This window comes from Caulobacter sp. 10L414 (assembly GCF_056395525.1).
This window is the reverse complement of the sequence record NZ_JBFTJR010000026.1, coordinates 25,897-45,863: the sequence shown is the minus strand read 5'-3', so window position 1 is coordinate 45,863 and position 19,967 is coordinate 25,897. Positions and strand designations below refer to the sequence as shown.

15 protein-coding genes are annotated in these 19,967 nt (G+C 69.0%); 13 read left to right on the top strand and 2 right to left on the bottom strand.

Annotated elements, in window-relative coordinates:
* Positions 1-32 precede the first annotated feature (32 nt).
* Entirely contained in the window at positions 33-3,110 is a 3,078-nt protein-coding gene (locus tag AC1DCG_RS12515; protein WP_477041509.1) for a TonB-dependent receptor, read from the bottom strand.
* A gap of 380 nt (positions 3,111-3,490) precedes the next feature.
* On the opposite strand from AC1DCG_RS12515, the gene AC1DCG_RS12510 reads away from it, so the two are divergent.
* The 3 genes from AC1DCG_RS12510 to AC1DCG_RS12500 all read left to right on the top strand — a co-directional run bounded on the left by AC1DCG_RS12510 (position 3,491) and on the right by AC1DCG_RS12500 (position 6,853).
* Positions 3,491-4,942, top strand: a complete 1,452-nt coding sequence (locus tag AC1DCG_RS12510; RefSeq protein ID WP_477036412.1) for an ATP-binding protein — start codon at positions 3,491-3,493, stop codon at positions 4,940-4,942.
* Positions 4,943-5,014: 72 nt separating this feature from the next.
* The gene (locus AC1DCG_RS12505; RefSeq protein ID WP_477028166.1) at positions 5,015-5,140 is read left to right on the top strand and encodes a hypothetical protein; all 126 of its coding nucleotides are present in this window, start codon (positions 5,015-5,017) and stop codon (positions 5,138-5,140) included.
* An 84-nt stretch (positions 5,141-5,224) separates the two neighbouring features.
* Complete coding sequence (locus AC1DCG_RS12500) at positions 5,225-6,853, top strand: ABC-F family ATP-binding cassette domain-containing protein (protein ID WP_165259823.1); 1,629 nt, start codon at positions 5,225-5,227, stop codon at positions 6,851-6,853.
* A gap of 44 nt (positions 6,854-6,897) precedes the next feature.
* On the opposite strand, the gene AC1DCG_RS12495 is transcribed toward AC1DCG_RS12500, so the two are convergent.
* Positions 6,898-7,827 (bottom strand): helix-turn-helix transcriptional regulator, encoded by a 930-nt coding sequence (locus tag AC1DCG_RS12495; RefSeq protein WP_477028165.1) that lies wholly within the window; start codon positions 7,825-7,827, stop codon positions 6,898-6,900.
* A 50-nt stretch (positions 7,828-7,877) separates the two neighbouring features.
* On the opposite strand from AC1DCG_RS12495, the gene AC1DCG_RS12490 reads away from it, so the two are divergent.
* The 10 genes from AC1DCG_RS12490 (at position 7,878) to AC1DCG_RS12445 (ending at position 19,941) form a co-directional block, all read left to right on the top strand.
* On the top strand, positions 7,878-10,151 hold the full coding sequence (locus AC1DCG_RS12490) for a TonB-dependent receptor (protein ID WP_477028164.1): 2,274 nt from the start codon (positions 7,878-7,880) through the stop codon (positions 10,149-10,151).
* Between the two features lie 2 nt (positions 10,152-10,153).
* Positions 10,154-11,098, top strand: a complete 945-nt coding sequence (locus AC1DCG_RS12485; RefSeq protein WP_477041508.1) for an ornithine cyclodeaminase family protein — start codon at positions 10,154-10,156, stop codon at positions 11,096-11,098.
* The gene (locus tag AC1DCG_RS12480; protein ID WP_477028162.1) at positions 11,095-12,804 is read left to right on the top strand and encodes a M61 metallopeptidase family protein; all 1,710 of its coding nucleotides are present in this window, start codon (positions 11,095-11,097) and stop codon (positions 12,802-12,804) included. Before AC1DCG_RS12485 ends, AC1DCG_RS12480 begins: the two co-directional genes overlap by 4 nt.
* Positions 12,792-14,117 carry a CapA family protein gene (locus tag AC1DCG_RS12475; protein WP_477028161.1) on the top strand — a complete coding sequence of 442 codons (1,326 nt, stop codon included), beginning with the start codon at positions 12,792-12,794 and terminating at the stop codon, positions 14,115-14,117. The genes AC1DCG_RS12480 and AC1DCG_RS12475 overlap by 13 nt, the downstream gene beginning before the upstream one ends.
* Position 14,118: 1 nt before the next feature.
* Entirely contained in the window at positions 14,119-15,705 is a 1,587-nt protein-coding gene (locus AC1DCG_RS12470; RefSeq protein WP_477028160.1) for a M20/M25/M40 family metallo-hydrolase, read from the top strand.
* 80 nt (positions 15,706-15,785) lie between these two features.
* A complete protein-coding gene (locus tag AC1DCG_RS12465) occupies positions 15,786-16,067 on the top strand; it encodes a hypothetical protein (protein WP_477028159.1) in 282 nt (93 codons plus the stop codon).
* Complete coding sequence (locus AC1DCG_RS12460) at positions 16,068-16,505, top strand: periplasmic heavy metal sensor (protein WP_477028158.1); 438 nt, start codon at positions 16,068-16,070, stop codon at positions 16,503-16,505. It abuts the gene before it with no gap.
* Positions 16,502-17,074: an RNA polymerase sigma factor gene (locus AC1DCG_RS12455; RefSeq protein ID WP_477028157.1), complete on the top strand. Its 573-nt coding sequence runs from the start codon at positions 16,502-16,504 to the stop codon at positions 17,072-17,074. Before AC1DCG_RS12460 ends, AC1DCG_RS12455 begins: the two co-directional genes overlap by 4 nt.
* A 108-nt stretch (positions 17,075-17,182) precedes the next feature.
* Entirely contained in the window at positions 17,183-19,015 is a 1,833-nt protein-coding gene (locus AC1DCG_RS12450) for a copper resistance system multicopper oxidase (protein ID WP_477036411.1), read from the top strand.
* Positions 19,012-19,941: a copper resistance protein B gene (locus AC1DCG_RS12445; RefSeq protein ID WP_477036410.1), complete on the top strand. Its 930-nt coding sequence runs from the start codon at positions 19,012-19,014 to the stop codon at positions 19,939-19,941. The genes AC1DCG_RS12450 and AC1DCG_RS12445 overlap by 4 nt, the downstream gene beginning before the upstream one ends.
* Positions 19,942-19,967: the final 26 nt, after the last annotated feature.

The following is a 19,967-nucleotide window of genomic DNA, read 5'->3' as shown; positions in this document are numbered from 1 at the left end:
TTGCGAAAACCCGTAAAAATTCGCCGCGATTTCTAGAATCGGGCGGTGGCGCTGACTTCGAACCGCCGCCCCCGTGGATCTCCGTAGAAGCTGTACCCGTAGTCGCTGCCGGCGACGGTCGGCGGATCGTGGTCCAGAAGGTTCTGCACGCCGAACCTGAGCTCGACGTCGCGATTCGGCGACTGTTGGCGCGAGAGCGGCAATCGCCAGGTCACGGCGGCGTCGAGATAGGTCTGCGCGGGAGTGCGATAGGCAGCCAGCTCCGCGGGGGCCCTTGCGGTCGAATATGCAGCGCCGGCGTGGACATGGGCGTCGTAGTACTGGGCCTCGAGTTGAACCGTCAGCGGTCCATGGTCCCAGGCCACGCCGCCGGCGCCCTTCCAGCGCAGGGGGCCCTCGCCAGTGCCGACGTACTGCAGCACGGGCTTGTCGGCCGCGGGCTGCCGGGTCAGGCTCGGCGTCCAGGTTAGGCCGCCGAACAGGCGGAAGCGATGGCCTCCCAGGATGAGGCTCTGATCCACATGCAGGTCGACCGCATCGACGGTCGTCCTGCCGACATTCAGATAGGTCGCGTCGATCTTAGTGATCACCCCGGCCGTGAAGCCGGCGGCGACATCGGCCGCAGTAAGCGGGGCGCGGACAATCCGATCTGGATAGCGCGTCTCGTTGTTCAGGATGTAGGTGAAGTTTCCGAGATCGACCTGGCTTATCTCGTCACGCTTTTCGGTGCGGGTGTAGTCTATCGAGATCCGCGGTCCGCGACGGCCGTCGGGATTGAAGACGACGCCCAGAGCCACGGTTCGCGCCCATTCCGGGCGCAAGTTGGGCGACCCCTCGGTGAGTACGGGGACGGGCGCATAAAGGCCGATGAGTTCGCCTCTGCGCGCCGGGTCGGTGTAGCCCCATGAACCGCCCTGCGACAACGAGGTGTGTCCGGCGATCATCTGATCTGGCGTCGGCGGCAACACGCCCGTAGCCACGCTGGCGCGCACGAGCAGGCGTTCCAGCGGGAACACGCGAAAACCGGCCGTGTAGACCAGGCCCGCTCGCTTGTACTTGCCCCTGGGTTCCCCATGCGTACCCGCGGGAATATCCGCCTCGTCCTGGTCGAAGCGCGTAGCCAGTTGCATCTCCAGTCCGCGCAACGGCGTCAGTTCGGACTCGCGAGACAGGATAGGGGCGCGAAGCTCGCCATAGAGCGAGGTCGTCGTGACCGCAAAAGAGTAGTCGGCATTGTCCGGTACGGTGCTGACGCCGTTTTCTAGCCGGGGCGTAAGCTTGGCGCGCTCCTCGCGCCGCTCGGCCAGCAGGGACAAGACCACGTCGCCGGCTTCACGCCGCAGAACGGGACCGCCCAGCCGAACCGCGACATCGCGCAGGCGAAGCTTACGCTCCATGCTCTCCGTGTTTGGCTGCTTGTAGGCCTGCAGCGTCGCGACGAATTCATTCCAGGAGCCAAGCGGTCTTGGCGTGGGCTCTCCATTGGCGCCCGGCTGCATCAGGAACAGCGACATGGGGAAGTTCTGGTCGAAGGCGAAGCCTTCTGTGCGGATCCGATTGCGCATCCCACCAGCGCTGTAGGTCGCTTCTCCGCGCCAGGATCTGGGCAGGTCGAAGATGACCTTGGCCGATGCGCGCGTGGTGCGGATGCGATTGCGGGTCAGCGCCTCAAGGCCGGGAAACGGGAAGATGACCTCGACGGGCTGGCTGAACGGGAAGGCGTCCGCCGGGGCGGCGCCGTTCTGGGGCTGCATGAACAGGGGCCATCCCAATTGCCAGCCCGTGATGGCGAACCCGGAGACCGAACGGCCCTCGTTCTCCCATCCGACGAAATCGATGACCGCTTCCACATGGTCGCCGAACCTGTGGCGCGCGTTGAACAGGAGCGACGTCACGGTCGTGTCGTTGGTCAGGCTGCGCAGGTCGCCGTTGCCGTCTGGGGACAGTCGGCTTGGGTACTTGCCTGYGTTGGCCAGCAGGATCGACCCGTCGCCGACCCCGGACGCGCCCAGCGGCAGGTACGTGAAGGTCGACCCCAGAGAGGCGCCGCCGAAGGCGCGGCTTAGCCTCAAAGGATCGCCCCAGATGCTCTTGATGACCACGCCGTTCAGGAAGTTGGGAGGCGTGTCGTTGCTTGCGATGTCTGCTTGCAGGGCCCGTTCGGCGAACTCGCGGTCGCCAAAGCGCAGGCCGTCGTTTTCGGCCCGAGAGACGTTGATCATGACATCGGTCGCGCCGTGGTCGGGCGTGAAGCCGATCCGTGCATCGACGCGTCGGCGCACGGCGTCGCCGCGCGTCGTCGCACCGGCGGTGGTGCTGATTTCGGCGCCCCGATAGTCGCGCTTCAGGATGATGTTGATCACGCCGCCTGTGGCGCCGGGGCCGTAGATGCCTCCGGCCGTGCCCGTCAGGCTTTCGATCCGGTCGATCGCCAGAAGCGGCAAGCCGTTCAGGTCGGGCTGGTAGAACTGCGCAAGATAGCTCAGCGAAAGCGTGCTGGGCATTCGGGCGCCGTCCACGAGCACCAGGGTCTGGCTCGGGCCTAGGCCATGAAAGTCCACTTCCGACCGGTTGGTCGCGCTCTGGCCGCGCGGATCGCTGATGGGGCCGAAGCGCTCGGCGTTGTTGGATTGCCGGGAGCGAAGAAACTGGTCGAGGTTGTCGACGTGCGAGCTGCGGATGTCCGCGGCGGTGGCCACGCGATAGCCTTGGATGTCGTTCTGCGTGCGGCGGATGTCGGCGTTCTGGGCCTTCCGGCCGATGACCAGCACCTCGGGCAGCGCTGTCGGCTGGTCCAGTTCGGGGCGATAGACGATGTAGGCGCCATCGCCCACCCGGCGATAGCTGAGGCCGGTTCCTTCCAGCAGGCGAGACAGGATCGGCTCGACCTTGAGGTTGCCGACGACGCGCCTGTTTCTGAGCTCGCCCACGACGTCTGGCGCAAACAACAGGTCCGAACCGCTGCGGACCGAAAGGTCTCGCAGGGCGTCGGCCAGGCGGCCTTCCTTGAGGACGATCCGGGCGCCGCCCAGCAGGCCCCGGGCGTCCGCGTTGGACGCCAGGCTCAGCGCCGTCGCGAAGGCCAGGATCGAAAGTCCACGTCGCCTCAATTCATCGTCCCCAGAACGCCACCGTTTCGGGGATCCCGGCGACCGCACCCCGGCGCCGTTCACGGACGAAGGTCAGGGTCGTCCGAGCCGTGGAGCGGCCGGGATGCGACAAAGTACTTCCGAGATATCAAGGCCTTGCCGCGTCGGAGTCGATAACTCAACGGGCGACCCGTCAGGTTCCCACCGCCGCAACCTACCGTGTCCGGCAGGGGCTCTCTGGTAAAGAGATGTAAAAAGCGCCGACTTCTTACGGGTTTTCGGAGGCCTTGCGTCTCCGACTGTCAGCGCGCTGGCCCTGATTACCTTTTGTGCAGGGCGGGCGCAGGTCGACGAGGTCGGAAGTCCCCGACGGCGTCTCGAACCTGGACCGGAGGCCCGTGATGACGACCCAGTTTGACCAGTCGAGGTCGTTCGCCTTCGGTCCCTTCGTGCTGAACCCCGAGCAGCAGTTGCTTGTCGAGGACCAGATTCCCGTCGCGCTCGGCGGCCGAGCGTTCGACCTCCTCACGGCGCTGGTGGAACAGCCCGGCGTCGTCCTCTCAAAGAGCGAACTGCTCGAGCGAGGGTGGCCCGGCCTGGCGGTCGAAGAGGCCAATCTGAAGGTCAACATCGCCGCGCTGCGCCGCGCGCTCGGCGAGAAGGCCGGAAGCCTGCAGTACATCGCCACGGTGATCGGCCGCGGCTATCGGTTCGTCGCGCCCGTCCAGGCGGGGCGCCAGCGCCGCGCCGCTGGCGAGGGCCGCTCCGCCGGCGGCCAGAACAACCTGCCGTCCGCGATGGTCGGCATCGTCGGACGCGCCGACGACATCGCCCACATCCAGAAGGGTCTTGAGGCCGATCGGCTGCTGTCGATCGTCGGCGCCGGCGGCATGGGCAAGACCACGGTAGCCGTCGCGGTCGCCGAAGGTTTTGCGGGCCATGTCGCCGACGGGGCTTGGTTCGTCGACCTGGCGAGCGTCGAGGAGCCGGCCCAGGTGCATGGCGCGATCGCCAGGGCTGTAGGCCTTTCCGACCAGGGACCGACCGCCCGGGTCGAACTGATGGACTATCTGCGCGATCGCCAGTTGCTGCTGGTTCTCGACAACTGCGAACACCTGATCGAGGCGGCCGCGTCCTGTGCGCAGCAGCTTCTTGCGGAGGCTCCCGGGGTGCGGATCCTGGCGACCAGCCGCGAGCCTCTGCGGATCAACGGAGAGCGGGTCTACCGCCTGCCGCCGCTCGATACGCCGCCGATCGCGCCAAGCCTTCAGGCCGGGGCGCTCCTGGCGTTTCCCGCCACGCAGCTTTTCATCGAGCGCGCCGCCGCCAGGAACCGCGCCTTCCACGTTGAGGACGAGGACGCGCCGATCGTGGCCGAGATCTGCCAGCGCCTGGATGGTCTGGCCCTCGCGATCGAACTGGCGGCCAACAGCGCCAGCGCCTTCGGGGTGCGCGAGCTTCTGGGGTTGCTCGACGGACGTTTTCGGCAGCTTGGCGGGCTGCGCTCCTGGCCGGATCGCCACCAGACGATGACGGCCGCGATAGACTGGAGCTACAATCTGCTGTCCGAGGAAGAGCGCGCGGTCCTTCGGCGGCTGTCGGTGTTTCCCGCCGCCTTCACGCTGAGCGCGGCCTGCCGGATCGCCGAGACCGGCTGTGAACTGACCAGCCCGATCGAGACCCTGGCCAGCCTCGTCGACAAGTCGCTGGTGACGGCCGAACCGGTCGGCGGCGCCATCGCCTATCGCCTGCTCGACACCACCCGCGCCTACGCCATGCGCAAGCTGGCCGACAGCGACGAAGACCAGTGGGTCCGCCAGCGATATGCCCATGACCTGGATGCAGGCGACTGATCCGGTGGCGTAAGCGCGCGAGGCAATCGGGATGGACGGCGCCGACAGGCCCTCATGCCGCGCGTGCGCCCAGTGACCGTGATCAGCGGCAGGGGCGCCTCCACCGTCTTCGGCCTGGCGGGGATCGCTATCGCCGCCTCGCTGCTGAACGGACGGCCCACGCCTGGGGTCATGCTGGATCCCGCGACCGGGGCCTGAAAGGTGACGGCCAATCGTCGCGTCCGGAATTGATGTGGCCCAGAGGCTGGCGTTCTGCCTCGGCCCGCGTTAGCAGACCGCCCCATGATCCGCCTCGACAACATCTCCAAGCAGAACGGCCACCAACTCCTGTTCATCGAAGCCTCGATGGGCATCCAGAAGGGCGAGAAGGTCGGGCTCGTCGGCCCCAACGGCGCCGGCAAGACGACGCTGTTCCGCATGATCACCGGCCAGGAACAGCCCGACGACGGGCTGGTCGCGATCGATTCCGGCATGACGATCGGCTACTTCAGCCAGGATGTCGGCGAAATGTCGGGCCAGAGCGCGGTCGCCGCGGTGATGGACGGCGTCGGCCCGGTCAGCGCGCTGGCCGCCGAAATGGCCACGCTCGAGGCGGCCATGGTCGATCCGGACCAGGCCGACCAGCTGGACGCCGTCATCGAGCGCTACGGCGAGGTGATGGAGCGCTTCCAGGAGCTGGACGGCTATGCGCTGGAGGCGCGGGCACGCGAGGTGCTGGCCGGTCTCAGCTTCAGCCAGGAGCGCATGGACGGCGACGTCGGCCTGCTGTCCGGCGGCTGGAAGATGCGCGTGGCGCTGGCTCGCATCCTGCTGATGCGGCCCGACGGCATGCTGCTCGACGAACCGTCCAACCACCTGGACCTGGAAAGCCTGATCTGGCTTGAGGCCTTCCTCAAGAATTACGACGGCGCGCTGCTGATGACCTCGCACGACCGCGCGTTCATGAACCGCATCATCGGCAAGGTGATCGAGATCGACGCCGGTTCGCTGATTACCTATTCGGGCGATCTGGACTTCTACGACCAGCAGCGGGCGCTCGGCGAGGCGCAGCGTCAGGCGCAGTACGAGCGCCAGCAGGCCATGCTGGCCAAGGAAATCAAGTTCATCGAGAAGTTCAAGGCGCGCGCCTCGCACGCCGCCCAGGTGCAGAGCCGGGTCAAGAAGCTCGACAAGATCGAACGCGTCGAGGCGCCGCGCCGCCGCCAGACGGTGCAGTTCGAGTTCCAGAGCCCGCCGCGTTCGGGCGAGGACGTGATCAACCTGCGCAACATCCACAAGGGCTATGGCGACAAGCCGATCTATGAGGGCCTGGATTTCCTGGTGCGCCGCAAGGAGCGCTGGTGCGTGCTGGGCGCCAACGGCGCCGGCAAGTCGACGCTGCTGAAGCTGGTGGCCGGCGACGCCAAGCCCGACCAGGGCGCGGTCCACATCGGCGCCAGCGTCAAGATGGGCTACTTCGCCCAGCACTCCATGGACCTGCTGGACGGCGAAGAGACGATCTTCGAGTCGCTGGAGCGCTCGTTCCCGCAGGCCGGGCAGGGGGCGTTGCGCACCCTGGCGGGCTGCTTCGGCTTCTCCGGCGACGACGTCGAAAAGCCCTGCCGCGTGCTGTCCGGCGGCGAGAAGGCGCGCCTGGTCATGGCCAAGATGCTGTTCGACCCGCCGAACCTGCTGGTGCTGGACGAGCCGACCAACCACCTCGACATGGCGACCAAGGAGATGCTGGTCGCGGCCCTGGCGGACTTCGAGGGCACCATGCTCTTCGTCTCGCACGACCGCCATTTCCTGGCGGCCCTGTCGAACCGGGTGCTGGAACTGACGCCCGAGGGCGTCCATCAGTACGGCGGCGGCTACACCGAATATGTCAGCCGCACCGGCCAGGAAGCGCCGGGGCTGCACCCGGGCGGCTAGCGGCCGGCGCCTTCGGAGCGGCCTGGGACCGGCAGAGGGCCGGCTCAGGACCGCTTGGCGCCGATCTCGTCGAGATAGTTGTAGATCGTGAACTTGGTGACGCCCAGGCGGGCGGCGACCCGTTCGACCGATCCGCGGATCACGAACAGGCCACGTTCGTGCATGGTGGCGACGGCCGCCTTCTTCTCGGCCTTCGACAGGCGGTCGACCGGCACGCCCGCGGCGTCCAGCGCCGACGCGATGATCTCTTCGATCAGGTCCTCGATGTTGGTTTCCGACCTCGGCGCGGGAAGCGGGGGCAGGACCATGGGGATCAGGGCGGCCTGGACGTCGCGCTGTATGCGCTCGATCGCGCCCATGTCGACGTTCAGGCACAGCGCGGCGGCGGGAACGCCTTCTTCGTCGAACAGCACCACCGACGACGAGCGCAGCGCGCGCCCGTCAGCGGTTCGGGAAGTGTAGTTCGAGACGACGCGCACCTCGTTGGGATGGGCGGCGGCCTTGCTGGCGACGAGGGTGTCGAAGGCCTTGTCCTCGGCCGGCCCCGCAATGATCGCCGAGCCGACCCCGCGTCCGCTGACGTGTCCGTTGACGATCTCGATGATCGAAGACTCGGGCTGGCGCAGGTTGTGGACCACGACCTCGGTGTGCTGGTTCACGGCGCATTCCAACGCCTTGGCGACGCCTTGAAGCACGCCCAGCAGGGCCTTTTCGTCTTGCACGGAGGTCAGGTCTTTCATGCGAAGCTGCGAACCGGGAACGAGGCGACTGATTTCAACAGAGCGTTGATATTCCGGCCTCGGCGCCCGCGCAACATGATCGGCGCCCCGCACGAACGGGCGCCGCGGCGCCTGCCTTTTGCGCAGCAGTGATCTGAAAAGCATGCGCAATTCGTCGCGCCTCAACGCCGTGTCGATGAATTCAACAAAATGTTGAAGCTGTCTTCGTTCTGTTGCAAGGGTATTGGCGAACATGGGTCTTGGGGCGGGCGTCGGCGCCGTGCTCCGCATCTTGGGGGTCTGCGATGCGCAACGGTTTGAAGGCTTTTCTGCTGGCGGGAACGGGCGGTGCGTGCCTGCTGGCCGGTTCCCTGGCGCACGCTCAGGAAGCGGCCGACGACACGACGATCGGCGAGATCGTGGTGACCGCGCAGAAGAAGTCCGAGCGCCTGCTGGACGTGCCCGTTTCGGTGGCGGCGGTCACGGGCGACAATCTGGCCCGGCAGAACCTGGTGCAGATCCGCGATTTCTATAACCGGGTTCCCGGCGTCTCGCTGAGCGGCGGCGGCACCGAGCAGCGCGCCAACGGTGTGGCCATCCGCGGTGTCACCACCGGCGGCGGCACCGCCGCGACCGTGGCCTTCGCCCTGGACGACGTGCCGCTGACCTCGGGCGCGGCTTCGGCCCAGTCGCCGCTGATCGACATCGATCCGTCCGACCTGCAGCGGGTCGAGATCCTGCGCGGCCCGCAGGGCACGCTCTATGGCGCTTCCAGCCTCGGCGGCCTGGTGAAGTACGTAACGGTCAGCCCGAACACCGAGCGTTTCAGCGGCCGTATCGAGGCCGGCGCCAACACCGCGTCCGGCGGCGATGAAGGCTGGTCGCTGCGTGGTTCGGTCAATCTGCCGATCATCAGCGAGAAGCTGGCCCTGCGGGTCAGCGGCTTCACCCGCCATGATCCGCCCTACCTCGACAACATCAACGCCAAGGCCGCGGGCGAGGACATCAACGACAACCGCGTCGAGGGCGGCCGCGCCGCGCTGCTGTTCAAGCCGATCGACGCCCTGAGCATCGACCTGTCGGTGCTGCGCCAGGAGGCCAAGTTCGTCGGCAGCCCGCAGATCCGCATATGCCCGTCGTGCGGCACGGGCGCCTTCACCGGCGGCGTCGACTTCACGCCGTACTTCGGCGACATGACGCTGAACATCGCGCCGACCAGGCGCGACGTCGACGTGACCCTCTATCAAGGCAGGGCCACGTACGATCTCGGCTTCGCCGACCTGACCTCGGTCAGCGCCTACAACCGCATCAAGTCGGCCTCCGACCTCGACCAGACCAACACCTTCGGCTTCCTGCTGTCGGCCTTCTCGGCGCCGACCGGATCCAGCGTCTCGCTGGTCAACGCCGACCAGACCAAGAAATTCAGCCAGGAAATCCGCCTGGCTTCGAAGTCGGACGGCCCGCTCGAATGGCTGGTCGGCGGCTTCTACACCCATGAGAAGATCTCGGTCGACCAGACGCTGGTCGTGCGCCCGACGACGGGCTCGGACACGACCGCCTACGCCTCGGTGGGCCCCGCCAAGTTCGAGGAGAAGGCGGCGTTCGCCGACCTCACCTACCACTTCACGCCGGCTTTCGACGTGCAGGCCGGCGTGCGCTACTCGTCGAACGACCAGACCAGCGCCTCGACCACGACCATCGCTCCGCAAGCGGTGCGCTTCTTCGGTCCGAGCTCGTCGGAGCCCCGAGCCAAGTCGTCGGACGACGCGGTCACCTGGCTGCTGACGCCGAGCTACAAGATCTCGCCCGACGCCATGGCCTATCTGCGCATCGCCACCGGCTATCGCCCGGGCGGTCCCAACGGCGCGGGGGTCACGGGCGTTCCGCTGTCGTTCCAGTCCGACAGCGTGGTCAGCTACGAAGCCGGCCTGAAGGGCGTGATCAGGGCTGCGCGCTTCACCTACGAGGCCGCGCTGTTCCGGGTCGACTGGGACGACATCCAGCTCCTGACCACCGACGTGGCCACGCAGTTCACCTACTACACCAACGGCTCGACCGCCCGCAGCCAGGGCCTGGAACTGTCGGGCCGCTGGGCGCCGATCGGCGGGCTGTCGTTCGACGGGGCGCTGACCCTTCTGGACGCCAAGCTGTCGGATGACCTGAAGTCGCCGGCGGGCGCTTCGCCGATCTATGGCGACAAGGGCGACCGCCTGCCGGGTTCGGCCAAGGTCTCGGCCAGCCTGTCGAGCGACTACGACTGGTCGATCGGCCACGGCTTCTCGGCGACGGTCGGCGTCAGCCTGGCCTATGTCGGCGAGCGCTATGGCGACTTCGCCAACATCCTGCCGACGGCGACGGGCAACACCGCCTACGGCTCGCGGATCAAGCTGCCGTCCTACACGACGGTGGACGTGCGGGCCGGTCTCTACGACGCCGACTGGAGGTTCACGGCTTACATCAAGAACCTGGGCGACGAGCGCGGCGTAGTGGAAGCGACCACCCGCGGCGGCACCAGCTCGCCGCAGGCCATCTTCCTGCAGCCGCGCACCGCGGGCGTCTCACTGAGCCGCAGCTTCTAGGCATGCGGTTCTTCGACGAAGCCGCCGTCCTGCAACGCCTCGATGTCGATGGTTGTCGGGCGGCGGTGCGCGAGGCGATGGTGGCCCTGTCCGGCGGGCAGACCCGGCAACTGCCCCGCTCGATCATTCCGATCGGGGCGGGGCGGCTGTTCGGGCAGATGCCCGGCGCGCTGATCGCCGGCGGCTATTTCGGCGCCAAGCTGATCAGCGTGTTCGCCGAGCCCGATCGTCCGGGGCRCAGCGCCCATCAGGGCGTGGTGGTGCTGTTCGACGCCGAGAGCGGACAGGCCGTCTGCGTCGCCGACGCCGGCGCCATCACCCAGATCCGCACCGCGGCCGGCACGGCGGCGGCGACCGACGCCCTCGCGCTCGCGGACGCCGATCGCCTGACCCTCATGGGGCACGGTCACCAGGCCAGCGCCCATATCGAGGCCCTGGCGCGGGTGCGGCCGCTGCGGGAAGTGCGCGTTTGGGGGCGATCTTTCGAACGCGTCCTGGTCTTCTGCGAACAGATGTCGGAGGCGACGGGGCTTGCCGTGGTCGCCGTCGAGGACGCTCGCGAAGCCGTCGCCGACGCCCACATCGTCTGCACCGTGACCGGCGCCGTCGAGCCGGTTCTGATGGCCGAATGGCTGACGCCGGGCACCCACGTGAACCTGGTCGGCGCGAGCGTCGCCTCGGCCGCCGAGGCCGAGGCCGCGGTGGTGTCGGTCGGCCGCTACTTCGTCGAAAGCCGGGAGTCGGCGCACAATGGCGCGGGCGAGTTCCTGCGCGCCATCGCCGCCGGTCTGGTGGACGGCGATTGCATCGCCGCCGAGATCGGCGAGGTGTTCGCCGATCCAAAGGCGGGGCGTCGGTCGGCGTCCGAGATTACCGTGTACAAGTCGATCGGCCACGCCGTGCAGGACCTGGCGGCGGCGGCCTATCTCTACGAGCAGGTGCGATGACCCTGAGAACCCGTCTGCTGGCCGGACTGGCCGCCGTCCTCCTGCTGGCGCCGGCGGGAACCAGCCTTGCCCGCTCCACGCCATCCCTCGACCTGCGCCTGACGCCGAGCCGGATGGACACGGCGGAGGGCAGGGGCGGCCTGGGCGTCGAGATGCGGTTCTCCGAACTGTCGGTCCAGGCCGGCGCGCCGCTGCTGACCCTGCCGCTGGTCATCGCCAACACGGCCACGGTCGCCGACACCCTGACCGGGCTGAAGGCCTCCGACGCTGACGGCGAGATCCCCCTGACGATCAAGGACGACCCCGCCACGGGGATGGTCTGGTCGCGCCACTGGCTAGCCGGCCGGGCGACCCGTGGTCCCGTCGTGGTCCGCTACGTCGCGCCGGTCGACAACACCCCGCCCACCCGAGGCTCGGGCCCGCCCTACGCCCTGCGCACCGAAGGCGGCGGGGTTTCGGGCGTCGGCAACACCTTCGTCCTGCTGCCCGAGGACCAGGTCGTGCGCCGCATCCGCCTCAGCTGGGACCTGGGCGCCTTGCCGGAGGGCTCGACGGCGACCTCCAGCTTCGGCGAGGGCGACGTCGCCTTGCCGGACGGTCTCGCCGGCCAGCTGGCCTCGACCGTGTTCATGGCCGGACCGATGAAGCGCGAGCCGGCGGCCGTGTCCGAGACCGGTTTTTCGGCCGCCTGGATGGGGGCGCCGCCGTTCGATCCCGCGCCGCTGATGGCCTGGACCAACCGCCTGCACGGCTGGATGAGCGGCTTCTTCCAAGACAAGGCGGTTCCGCCGTACCGCGTCTTCCTGCGCTATAACCCGATCAACGCCGGCGGCGGCACGGCCCTGACCCGCTCGTTCCTGACCACCTATGGCGCCGACACCAAGGGCGACAGCCTCAAGGGCACGCTGTCGCATGAGATGGTCCATACCTGGACCGACTCCGACGCCGGCCAGTGGTACGGCGAGGGGATCGCCGTCCACTATCAGGGCCTGCTGCCGTTCCGGGCCGACCTGCTGTCGGCCGACGAGTTCCTGGAAGACCTCAACGAGACCGCGCGGCGCTACTACGCCAATCCGCTGAACGGCACGCCTGACGGCGAGATCGCGCCGCGCTTCTGGGAGGACAGCCGCATCCGGGTGCTGCCCTATGATCGGGGCGGGCTGTACTTCGCGGTGCTGGACGGCAAGATCCGTCGCGCCAGCGGCGGCAAGCGCTCGGTCGACGATCTGGTGCTGGAGATGAACCGCCGCTTCGCCGCCGGTCAGAAGGCCGACGACGCGGCCTGGATCGCGCTGGTGACCGGCGAACTGGGCGAGGACGGCCGCAAGCTGCACGAGGCCATGCTGGCGGGCGGCCTGATGCTGCCGCAGCCCGACGACTTCGGACCCTGCTTCACCCGCACGACGGCCAAGGTGCGTCGGTTCGAACTGGGCTTCGAGCCGAAGTCGCTGGTCGGGACGACAAAGACGATCCGTGGCCTGATCCCGGGTTCAGAGGCGGCCAAGGCCGGGCTGCGCGACGGCGACGTCGTCACCTACGCGGTGGCGCTGGACGGCGTGCAGGGCGATCCGGCCGCGACCCTGACCCTGAAGGTCACCCGCGGCGGCAAGACCTTCCCGCTGACCTACCTGCCGCGCGGCGAGCAGGCGGAGGTCTATCAATGGGCCCGCAAGCCCGGGACCGAGGGGATGAAATGCGTCTACTGATCACTGCGCTGCTGGCAGCCTCGCTCGCCGGACCGGCCGCCGCTCAGGCGCCGGCCACCATCAAGGACGGCTTCTCGCTGGCCGTGACCGGCGACCTGATCGGGCCCGAACATCCCATCACCGGCCTGGGCGATCCCGGCACGCTGCGGATCCAGACGCTGCTGTCGGGCGCCGATGCGGCCTTCGGCAACCAGGAAGGCGCGGTCTTCGACTTCGACAAGTTCCCCGGCTGGCCGGCGGCCCAGAACGGCGGCGGCACGCCGATCAACGACGCAGCGGTGGCGTTCGACCTCAAGGCCTTGGGCTTCAAGGTCATGTCCATGGCCAACAACCACGCCACCGACTTCGGCGTCGAGGGCATGGCTTTGACGGAGCGCGCGCTCGACGCGGCCGGCGTCGTCCATGCCGGCACGGGCGACAGCCTGACGGCCGCTCGCGCGCCGGCCTACGCCAAGACGGCGCGCGGAACGGTGGCCCTGGTGTCGTTCGCCGGCACCTATACCGACATCTCGCTGGCCGCCGACGCCAATCCGGCCCGAGGCTTTCGCGCCCGGCCAGGCCTAGCCCCGCTGCGTGCGCGTGAACTGCAGCGCGTGACGTCCGAGCAGATGCGGACCCTGCGCGAGATCGCCGCCCGCTCGGCGACGCCCGACGCGACCAAGAACCCGGAAGTGTTCAACGCCGCCAAGACCGGCGATGAACTGACCATCGGCCGCACGACCTTCCGTGTCGATGAGCGCCCGGGTCTCAGCTACGACCTCGACGCCGGCGATCGGGGCGCGGCCCTGGCCAGCGTCAGGGAAGCGCGGAGCAAGGCCGATCTGGTGGTGTTCTCGATCCACGCCCACGAAACGGCCTCGTCGGATCCGGAGGACATCCGGCCGGCCGACTACATGCGGCCGCTGTTTCACGAACTGATCGACGCCGGCGCGGACGCGGTGGTGCGTCATGGCCCGCACGCTTTGCTGGGCGTCGAGATCTACAAGGGGCGGCCGATCTTCTACGGCATGGGCAGCCTGATGTTCCAGGTCGGCGACAAGAACCGTCAGTTCCGCGGCTTCACCCTGCCGGCCGAGTGGTACGACGGCGCGGTGGCGGTCAGTGAGTATCGCAACGGCCGCGTCGCGGTGATCCGCATCCATCCCTTCGTGCAGAACCTGCAGGACGACCGCTTGCTGGGCACGCCCAAGTCGCCCTCGCACGAGGACGCCCAGCGGATCCTCAAGCGCATCCAGGCCGCCTCCATGCAGTTCGGCACGCTCATCGACATCGAGGACGACGTCGGCGTCATCCGCGTGGCGGCGGAGCGCTGAGGTGAGGCTGGCGCGGCGGGAGACCCTGGCCGGGCTTGGCGCGCTGGCCCTGGCCCCGAAAGCCCTGGCGCGCGAGGCGTCGGTCCCGGATCTGGCCCTCTACCAGCCGATCCGCGACGAAGGCCTCAACCGCGGCCAGGCCATGACCTACGCCGCCAGCCTGGTCGACGAGGTCGGCGCACGGCTGATGGGGTCGCCCAACATGCGCCGCGCCCATGATTGGGCGCTGGCGCGGATGCGGGCGCTGGGTCTCCGCGATCCCCGGCTCGAGCCGATCGGTCCGTTCGGCCTTTCCTGGCGACAGACCCTGGCCTGGATCCGGATGACCGCCCCCGACAAGGCCCAGTTCGTCGCGGCGGCCAGCCCCTGGTCGGTGGCGACGCGTGGCGCGATCGCCGGCCAGGCGGTCGCCGCGCGCCTGGACAGCGACGAGGATCTCCAGCGTGCCAAGGGAACGCTGTCCGGCCGGGTCGTGCTGCTGGGACCGCCCAAGTCCACCGCCGGCGAAGGTCCGCCCGTCGTCCGCTACAGCGACGAGGCCGTGCTGAAGGGCGACGCCGCCGAGGCCGTCCGCGCCTACTACCGCACCGTCGCCGAAAGACGGGCGCGCCAGGGACGCGAAGGGCTGTTCAAGGCCCGCCGCAACGCCTTCCTGGCGGCCGAGGGCGTGCTGGCCGTGGTGATCGACGGCGGCGGCGCCGAGCCGGGCGCCGTGGTCGTCGACGGCTCCGAGCTCGGCGGTCGCCCCTGGCTGTCGGCCGAGCGGCCCGCCTTTCCGGCGATCTATGTCGATGGCGCGGCCTATGCCCGATGCTGGCGCTTGGCTGAGGCCGGGGCGCCGCCGCGGCTGGAACTGGAGATCGCCACCGAGGAGGGCGCTTCCGACGAGCCGGGCTACAACGTCGTGGCCGAGATGCCGGGCCGGGATCCGGCCCTGAAGGCGCAGGTGGTCCTGGCCGGCGCGCACCTCGACAGCTGGGCGGCGGGCGTGGGCGCGGCCGACAACGGCGCGGGCGTGGCCGCGACCCTGGAGGCGGTTCGCATCCTGCGCGCCGTCGGCGCCAGGCCCCGCCGCACCATTCGCGTCGTGCTCTACGGCGGCGAGGAGCAGGGGCTCTATGGCTCCGAAGCCTATGCGAAGCAGCGCCTGGGCTGGGTTCCGCGCTCCACCGCGCCCGAGCAGGCGGCCCTGGCGGTCGAGGGGCGACGGGCCAAGGTCGGTCCGTTGCGCAAGGGGCCGGAGTACGAGGATTTCGCCGTCGCCTTCAACCTGGACGGCGGCTCGGGTCGGATCCGGGGTGTCTTCACCGGCGGCGACCCGGCCCTGGCCGAGCTCTATCGCGCCTGGATCGCGCCCTTGAAGGACCTGGGCGTGCTGGCGGTCTATGACGGTCCGCACTGGCCGGCCGACCAGTCGACCTTCACCGAGATCGGCCTTAGGGGGATCTCGTTCCTGCAGGATCCGCTCGACTACGACAGCCGGGCGCACCACACGAGCCTCGACACCCTGGAGCGGCTGTCGCCCGCCGACTTGGCGCAGGCCGCGACGGTGCTGGCGATCTTCCTGATCAACAGCGCCGACGCCTGAACCCGCGCGATTATCGCTCGACATGAGGGGGCGGGACGATTGAAGCGTATAGGGTGGTGTCGAGGGCCTGGGAAACGGACATGAGCGAAGAGCTCGACCATCTGATGGAAGTGATGCGGCGCCGGCCGTCGGCGCGGCTGGACGGCCTGGAAGGGCGCGTCTGGGCGCGCATCGACGCCCTGCGTCAGCCGTCGGGGATGCTGCTGACGCCGCTGCGCGCCGCATCGGTGGTGGCCGCCCTCGGGATCGGCATGATCGGCGGCAGCCTCGCCACGACCTCGACCACGAGCAAGCCGCTGGAGATCGCGGCCTTCTCGGTCGACGCCCACCTGGCGCCGTCGACCCTGCTGGACGGCCGCTAGATGGCGATCTCGCGCGGCGCCGTATTGACCGTGGTGCTGGCCTTGGCGGCCGGTATCGGCGGCGGGTGGCTCGGCTCGGGACATCTGCTCCCGAAGCGCGAGGCGCCGTCGCTCCACGATGTCGTCCACAACGAACTGAAGCTGACCAGCGAGCAGGACCGCCGCATCGAGGCGCTGGAGCAGGACTTCGCCGTGCGCCGCCGCGCGCGGGAAGCCGAGCTCCGGGCCGCCAACGCGCAACTGGCCGCGGCCATCCAGGCGCGCCACGAGTACACGCCTGAGGTCGCCGCGGCGGTCGAGCGCTTCCACGTCGCGATGGGCACCCTGCAGAAGGAGACCGTCGAGCACGTGCTGGCCATGCGCAAGGAGCTGACCCCGGCGCAGGCGGCCAAGTTCGATCGTCGCGTCAGCGAAGCGCTCACGCCCGAAACCCCGTGACCCGGTCATCCGGTGACGACGAGGACGGCGCGCTGGCCCGCAGGGCGGCGCAAGGCGATGATCTCGCCTTCAGCCTGCTCATGCGTCGTCACAAGGGTCGGCTGCACGCCTTCGCCCGTCGTCACCTGGGCGACGCCGACGCCGCCCTCGACGTCGTTCAGGAAAGCTTCGTCGCCGCCTGGAAGGCGCTGGATCGCTACGATCCCTCGCGCCCTTTCTCGACCTGGCTTTCCGCCATCGCCCTGAACAAGTGCCGCGATCGCGGCCGTCGCCTGAAGGTGCGGCGGCTGATCCTCGGCGAGCGCTCGATCGACGCGCCAGGAACGCCGGACTACGCCGATCCGGCCGAAGGTCCCGAAACCCAGGCCCTGCGCTCGGAACAGCTGGTGCGTCTGGAGCGCGCGATCGCGCGGCTTCCCGACCAGCTCAAGGAGCCGCTGATCCTGACCGGCCTGGAGGGGCTGTCGCAACAGGAGGCGGCCGATCTGCTCAGGATCAGCGTCAAGGCCGTAGAGACGCGCGTCTACCGGGCGCGCCGGCGGTTGACGGAGTGGCTCGCCGAGACCTGAAACAATTTGCCAGGAGGTTGAGGGAAGGGCGGATCATGCGCGTAGCATGGAGCGAGACCGCGTCGCAGCCCCGAGGGGCTGGCCCGGCGCGCCGTACGAAGGACCAACATGCGTATCTCCCGCGGAGCCCTGGACCGCCGCCGCTTTCTGCAATCCCTGGCGATCCTCGGCGGCGGCGCGGCGCTGGCCGAACTGCTGCCCGCCTGGGCGCGTCCCGCGGCGGCGGCCGAACGCTCGCCCGCGGCCCTGACGGGCGAGGACATCCGGCTGACGATCGGCCACACGCCCGTTTCGGTGGATGGCCGCACCAGCCATGCGGTCACCATCAACGGAACCGTCCCCGGTCCGCTTATCCGGCTCAAGGAAGGCCAGACCGTCCGCCTGCACGTCAGCAACGGCCTGGACGAGGAGACCTCGATCCACTGGCACGGCCTGCTGGTGCCGTTCGAGATGGACGGGGTGCCGGGGGTCAGCTTTCCGGGCATCAAGCCCGGCGAGACCTTCGTCTACGAGTTCAAGGTCCGGCAGTCGGGCACCTACTGGTATCACAGCCACTCGGGGCTGCAGGAGCAGATCGGGCACTATGGCCCGATGATCATCGACCCGGCCGGCGAGGATCCCGTCGCGTTCGATCGCGAACACGTCGTCGTGCTTTCCGACCACAGTCGCATCCACCCGCACCAGATCTTCCGCCGCCTCAAGCAGCAGAGCGGCGCCTTCAACTTCCAGCGCCAGACCATCGCCGGCCTGCTGAAGGGCGAGGACCAGACCCTGGCCGAGCGCCTGGAATGGGGTCGGATGCTGATGGATCCGACCGACATCTCCGACGTCACCGGAGCGGCCTATACCTTCCTGATCAACGGCCGGGGCCCCCAGGACAACTGGACGGGCCTGTTCACGCCCGGCGAGCGGGTGCGGCTGCGGTTCATCAACGCCGGCGCCCAGTCGGTGTTCAACGTCCGCATTCCCGGGCTGAAGCTGACCGTGGTGGCCTCCGACGGCCAGCATGTCCGGCCCGTCGAGGTCGACGAGTTCCAGATCGGCAACGCCGAGACCTACGACGTCATCGTCCAGCCGGTCGAGGACAAGGCCTTCACCATCGTTTCGGAGTCGGTCGACCGCTCGGGCCTGGGGCGGGCCACGCTCGCCCCGCGGCCGGGAATGAGCGCCGAGGTCCCGCCGGTGCGCAAGCGGCCCCTGGCCAACATGCGCGACATGGGCATGGACATGAGCGGCATGGACCACGGGGGCATGAACATGTCGGGCATGGACCACGCGGCCATGGGCCACGCCATGCCCGCGGCCAAGCCCGCTCCCGGCATGGCCCCGCCGCGCGCCCGGGGCGGCGATGTGATGGCCAAGGGCGACATGGGCGGCATGGACATGTCCATGCGCAATCCCGACAACGCCCCGCAGGTCCCGCTCGGTCCGGGCGTGCAGATGCTGTCGCCCATGGCGGTGGACCGCACGGCCGAGCCCGGTCAGGGGCTGGAGAGCGTGGGCCATCGGGTGCTGGTCTATCGCGATCTTGTGGCGCTGGAGGCCAATCCCGACCAGCGCGCGCCGGAACGGTCGATGGAGATCCACCTGACCGGCAACATGGAACGCTTCATGTGGGGCTTCGACGGACGCAAGTTCAGCGACAGGCCGCCGCCCTATGTGTTCCGGCACGGCGAGCGCGTGCGGGTCGTGCTGGTCAACGACACCATGATGGCCCACCCGATCCACCTGCACGGCCACTTCTTCGAACTGGCCTTCGGTCCGGCCGGGCATATGCCGCGCAAGCACACGGTGATCGTGCTGCCGGGCGGCCGGGTCGCCTTCGACTTCACGGCCGAGGCCGGCGACTGGGCGTTCCACTGTCACATGCTCTACCACATGCATGCGGGGATGTTTCAGGTCTTCAGCGTGCGGGACGGCCAGGGGGAGGGCGCGCGATGAAGGCCTCCCTGATCGCCGTGCTGCCCGTGTTGTGGGCCGGTCCCGCCCTGGCCCAGCACGACCATCACGCGCCCGCGACCACGTCGGCCGATCCCCATGCCGGCCATGACATGGGCGCGCCCGACCCTCATGCCGGTCACGACATGGGGGCGATGACGGCCGAACCGTCGATGGAGCCGCCGCCGCTTCCCGATCGCGAGACCGCCGCCCCGCCGGCCCCGACCGATCACCTGGCCGACCGGATCTTCGATCCCGCCGCGATGGAGCAGGCGCGCGCGCTGCTGCGCCAGGAGCACGGCGGGGCCCAGGCCTCGCAGGTGATGCTCAACCTCTTCGAATACCAGGCCCGCTCGGGCGCCGACGGCTATCATTGGGCCGGCGAGGCCTGGTTCGGCGGCGACATCGACCGCCTGGTCATCAAGTCGGAAGGCGAGGGCGACCGTCACGGCGTCGAGAGCGGCGAGGTGCAGGCGCTCTATTCGCGGGCCATGGGCCTCTACACCGACCTGCAGGTCGGCGTCCGCCAGGACCTGGAGCCCAAGTCACGAACCTATGCGACCATCGGGTTCGAGACCCTGCTGCCCTACTGGATCGAGGCCGAGGGCGCGGTGTTCGTGTCCAACAAGGGCGATGTGCTGGCCCGGGCCGAGGGGGCGATCGACTGGCGCCTGACCCAGCGCCTGATCCTGCAGCCTCGCGCCGAACTCAACTTCGCCGCCCAGGACGTGCGCGAAACTGGCACAGGATCGGGCCTGTCCGACGCCGAGTTTAGCCTTCGGCTTCGCTACGAGGTGCGGCGCGAGTTCGCTCCCTATGTCGGCGTCACCTGGGGGGGGCGGTTCGGCCGCACCGCCGACTACGCCCGGGCCGACGGGGAGGGGGCCTCCGACACCGGCGTGGTGTTCGGTCTCCGGGCCTGGTTCTAGCGCCCCACAGTCATTGGTTCACGGAG

Coding starts and splice junctions, on each gene's coding strand:
- AC1DCG_RS12510 (WP_477036412.1), top strand. CDS start 3,491: ATGACGACCCAGTTTGACCAGTCGAGGTCGTTCGCCTTCGGTCCCTTC.
- AC1DCG_RS12500 (WP_165259823.1), top strand. CDS start 5,225: ATGATCCGCCTCGACAACATCTCCAAGCAGAACGGCCACCAACTCCTG.
- AC1DCG_RS12495 (WP_477028165.1), bottom strand. CDS start 7,827: ATGTTCGCCAATACCCTTGCAACAGAACGAAGACAGCTTCAACATTTT.
- AC1DCG_RS12490 (WP_477028164.1), top strand. CDS start 7,878: ATGCGCAACGGTTTGAAGGCTTTTCTGCTGGCGGGAACGGGCGGTGCG.
- AC1DCG_RS12480 (WP_477028162.1), top strand. CDS start 11,095: ATGACCCTGAGAACCCGTCTGCTGGCCGGACTGGCCGCCGTCCTCCTG.
- AC1DCG_RS12475 (WP_477028161.1), top strand. CDS start 12,792: ATGCGTCTACTGATCACTGCGCTGCTGGCAGCCTCGCTCGCCGGACCG.
- AC1DCG_RS12465 (WP_477028159.1), top strand. CDS start 15,786: ATGAGCGAAGAGCTCGACCATCTGATGGAAGTGATGCGGCGCCGGCCG.
- AC1DCG_RS12460 (WP_477028158.1), top strand. CDS start 16,068: ATGGCGATCTCGCGCGGCGCCGTATTGACCGTGGTGCTGGCCTTGGCG.
- AC1DCG_RS12450 (WP_477036411.1), top strand. CDS start 17,183: ATGCGTATCTCCCGCGGAGCCCTGGACCGCCGCCGCTTTCTGCAATCC.
- AC1DCG_RS12445 (WP_477036410.1), top strand. CDS start 19,012: ATGAAGGCCTCCCTGATCGCCGTGCTGCCCGTGTTGTGGGCCGGTCCC.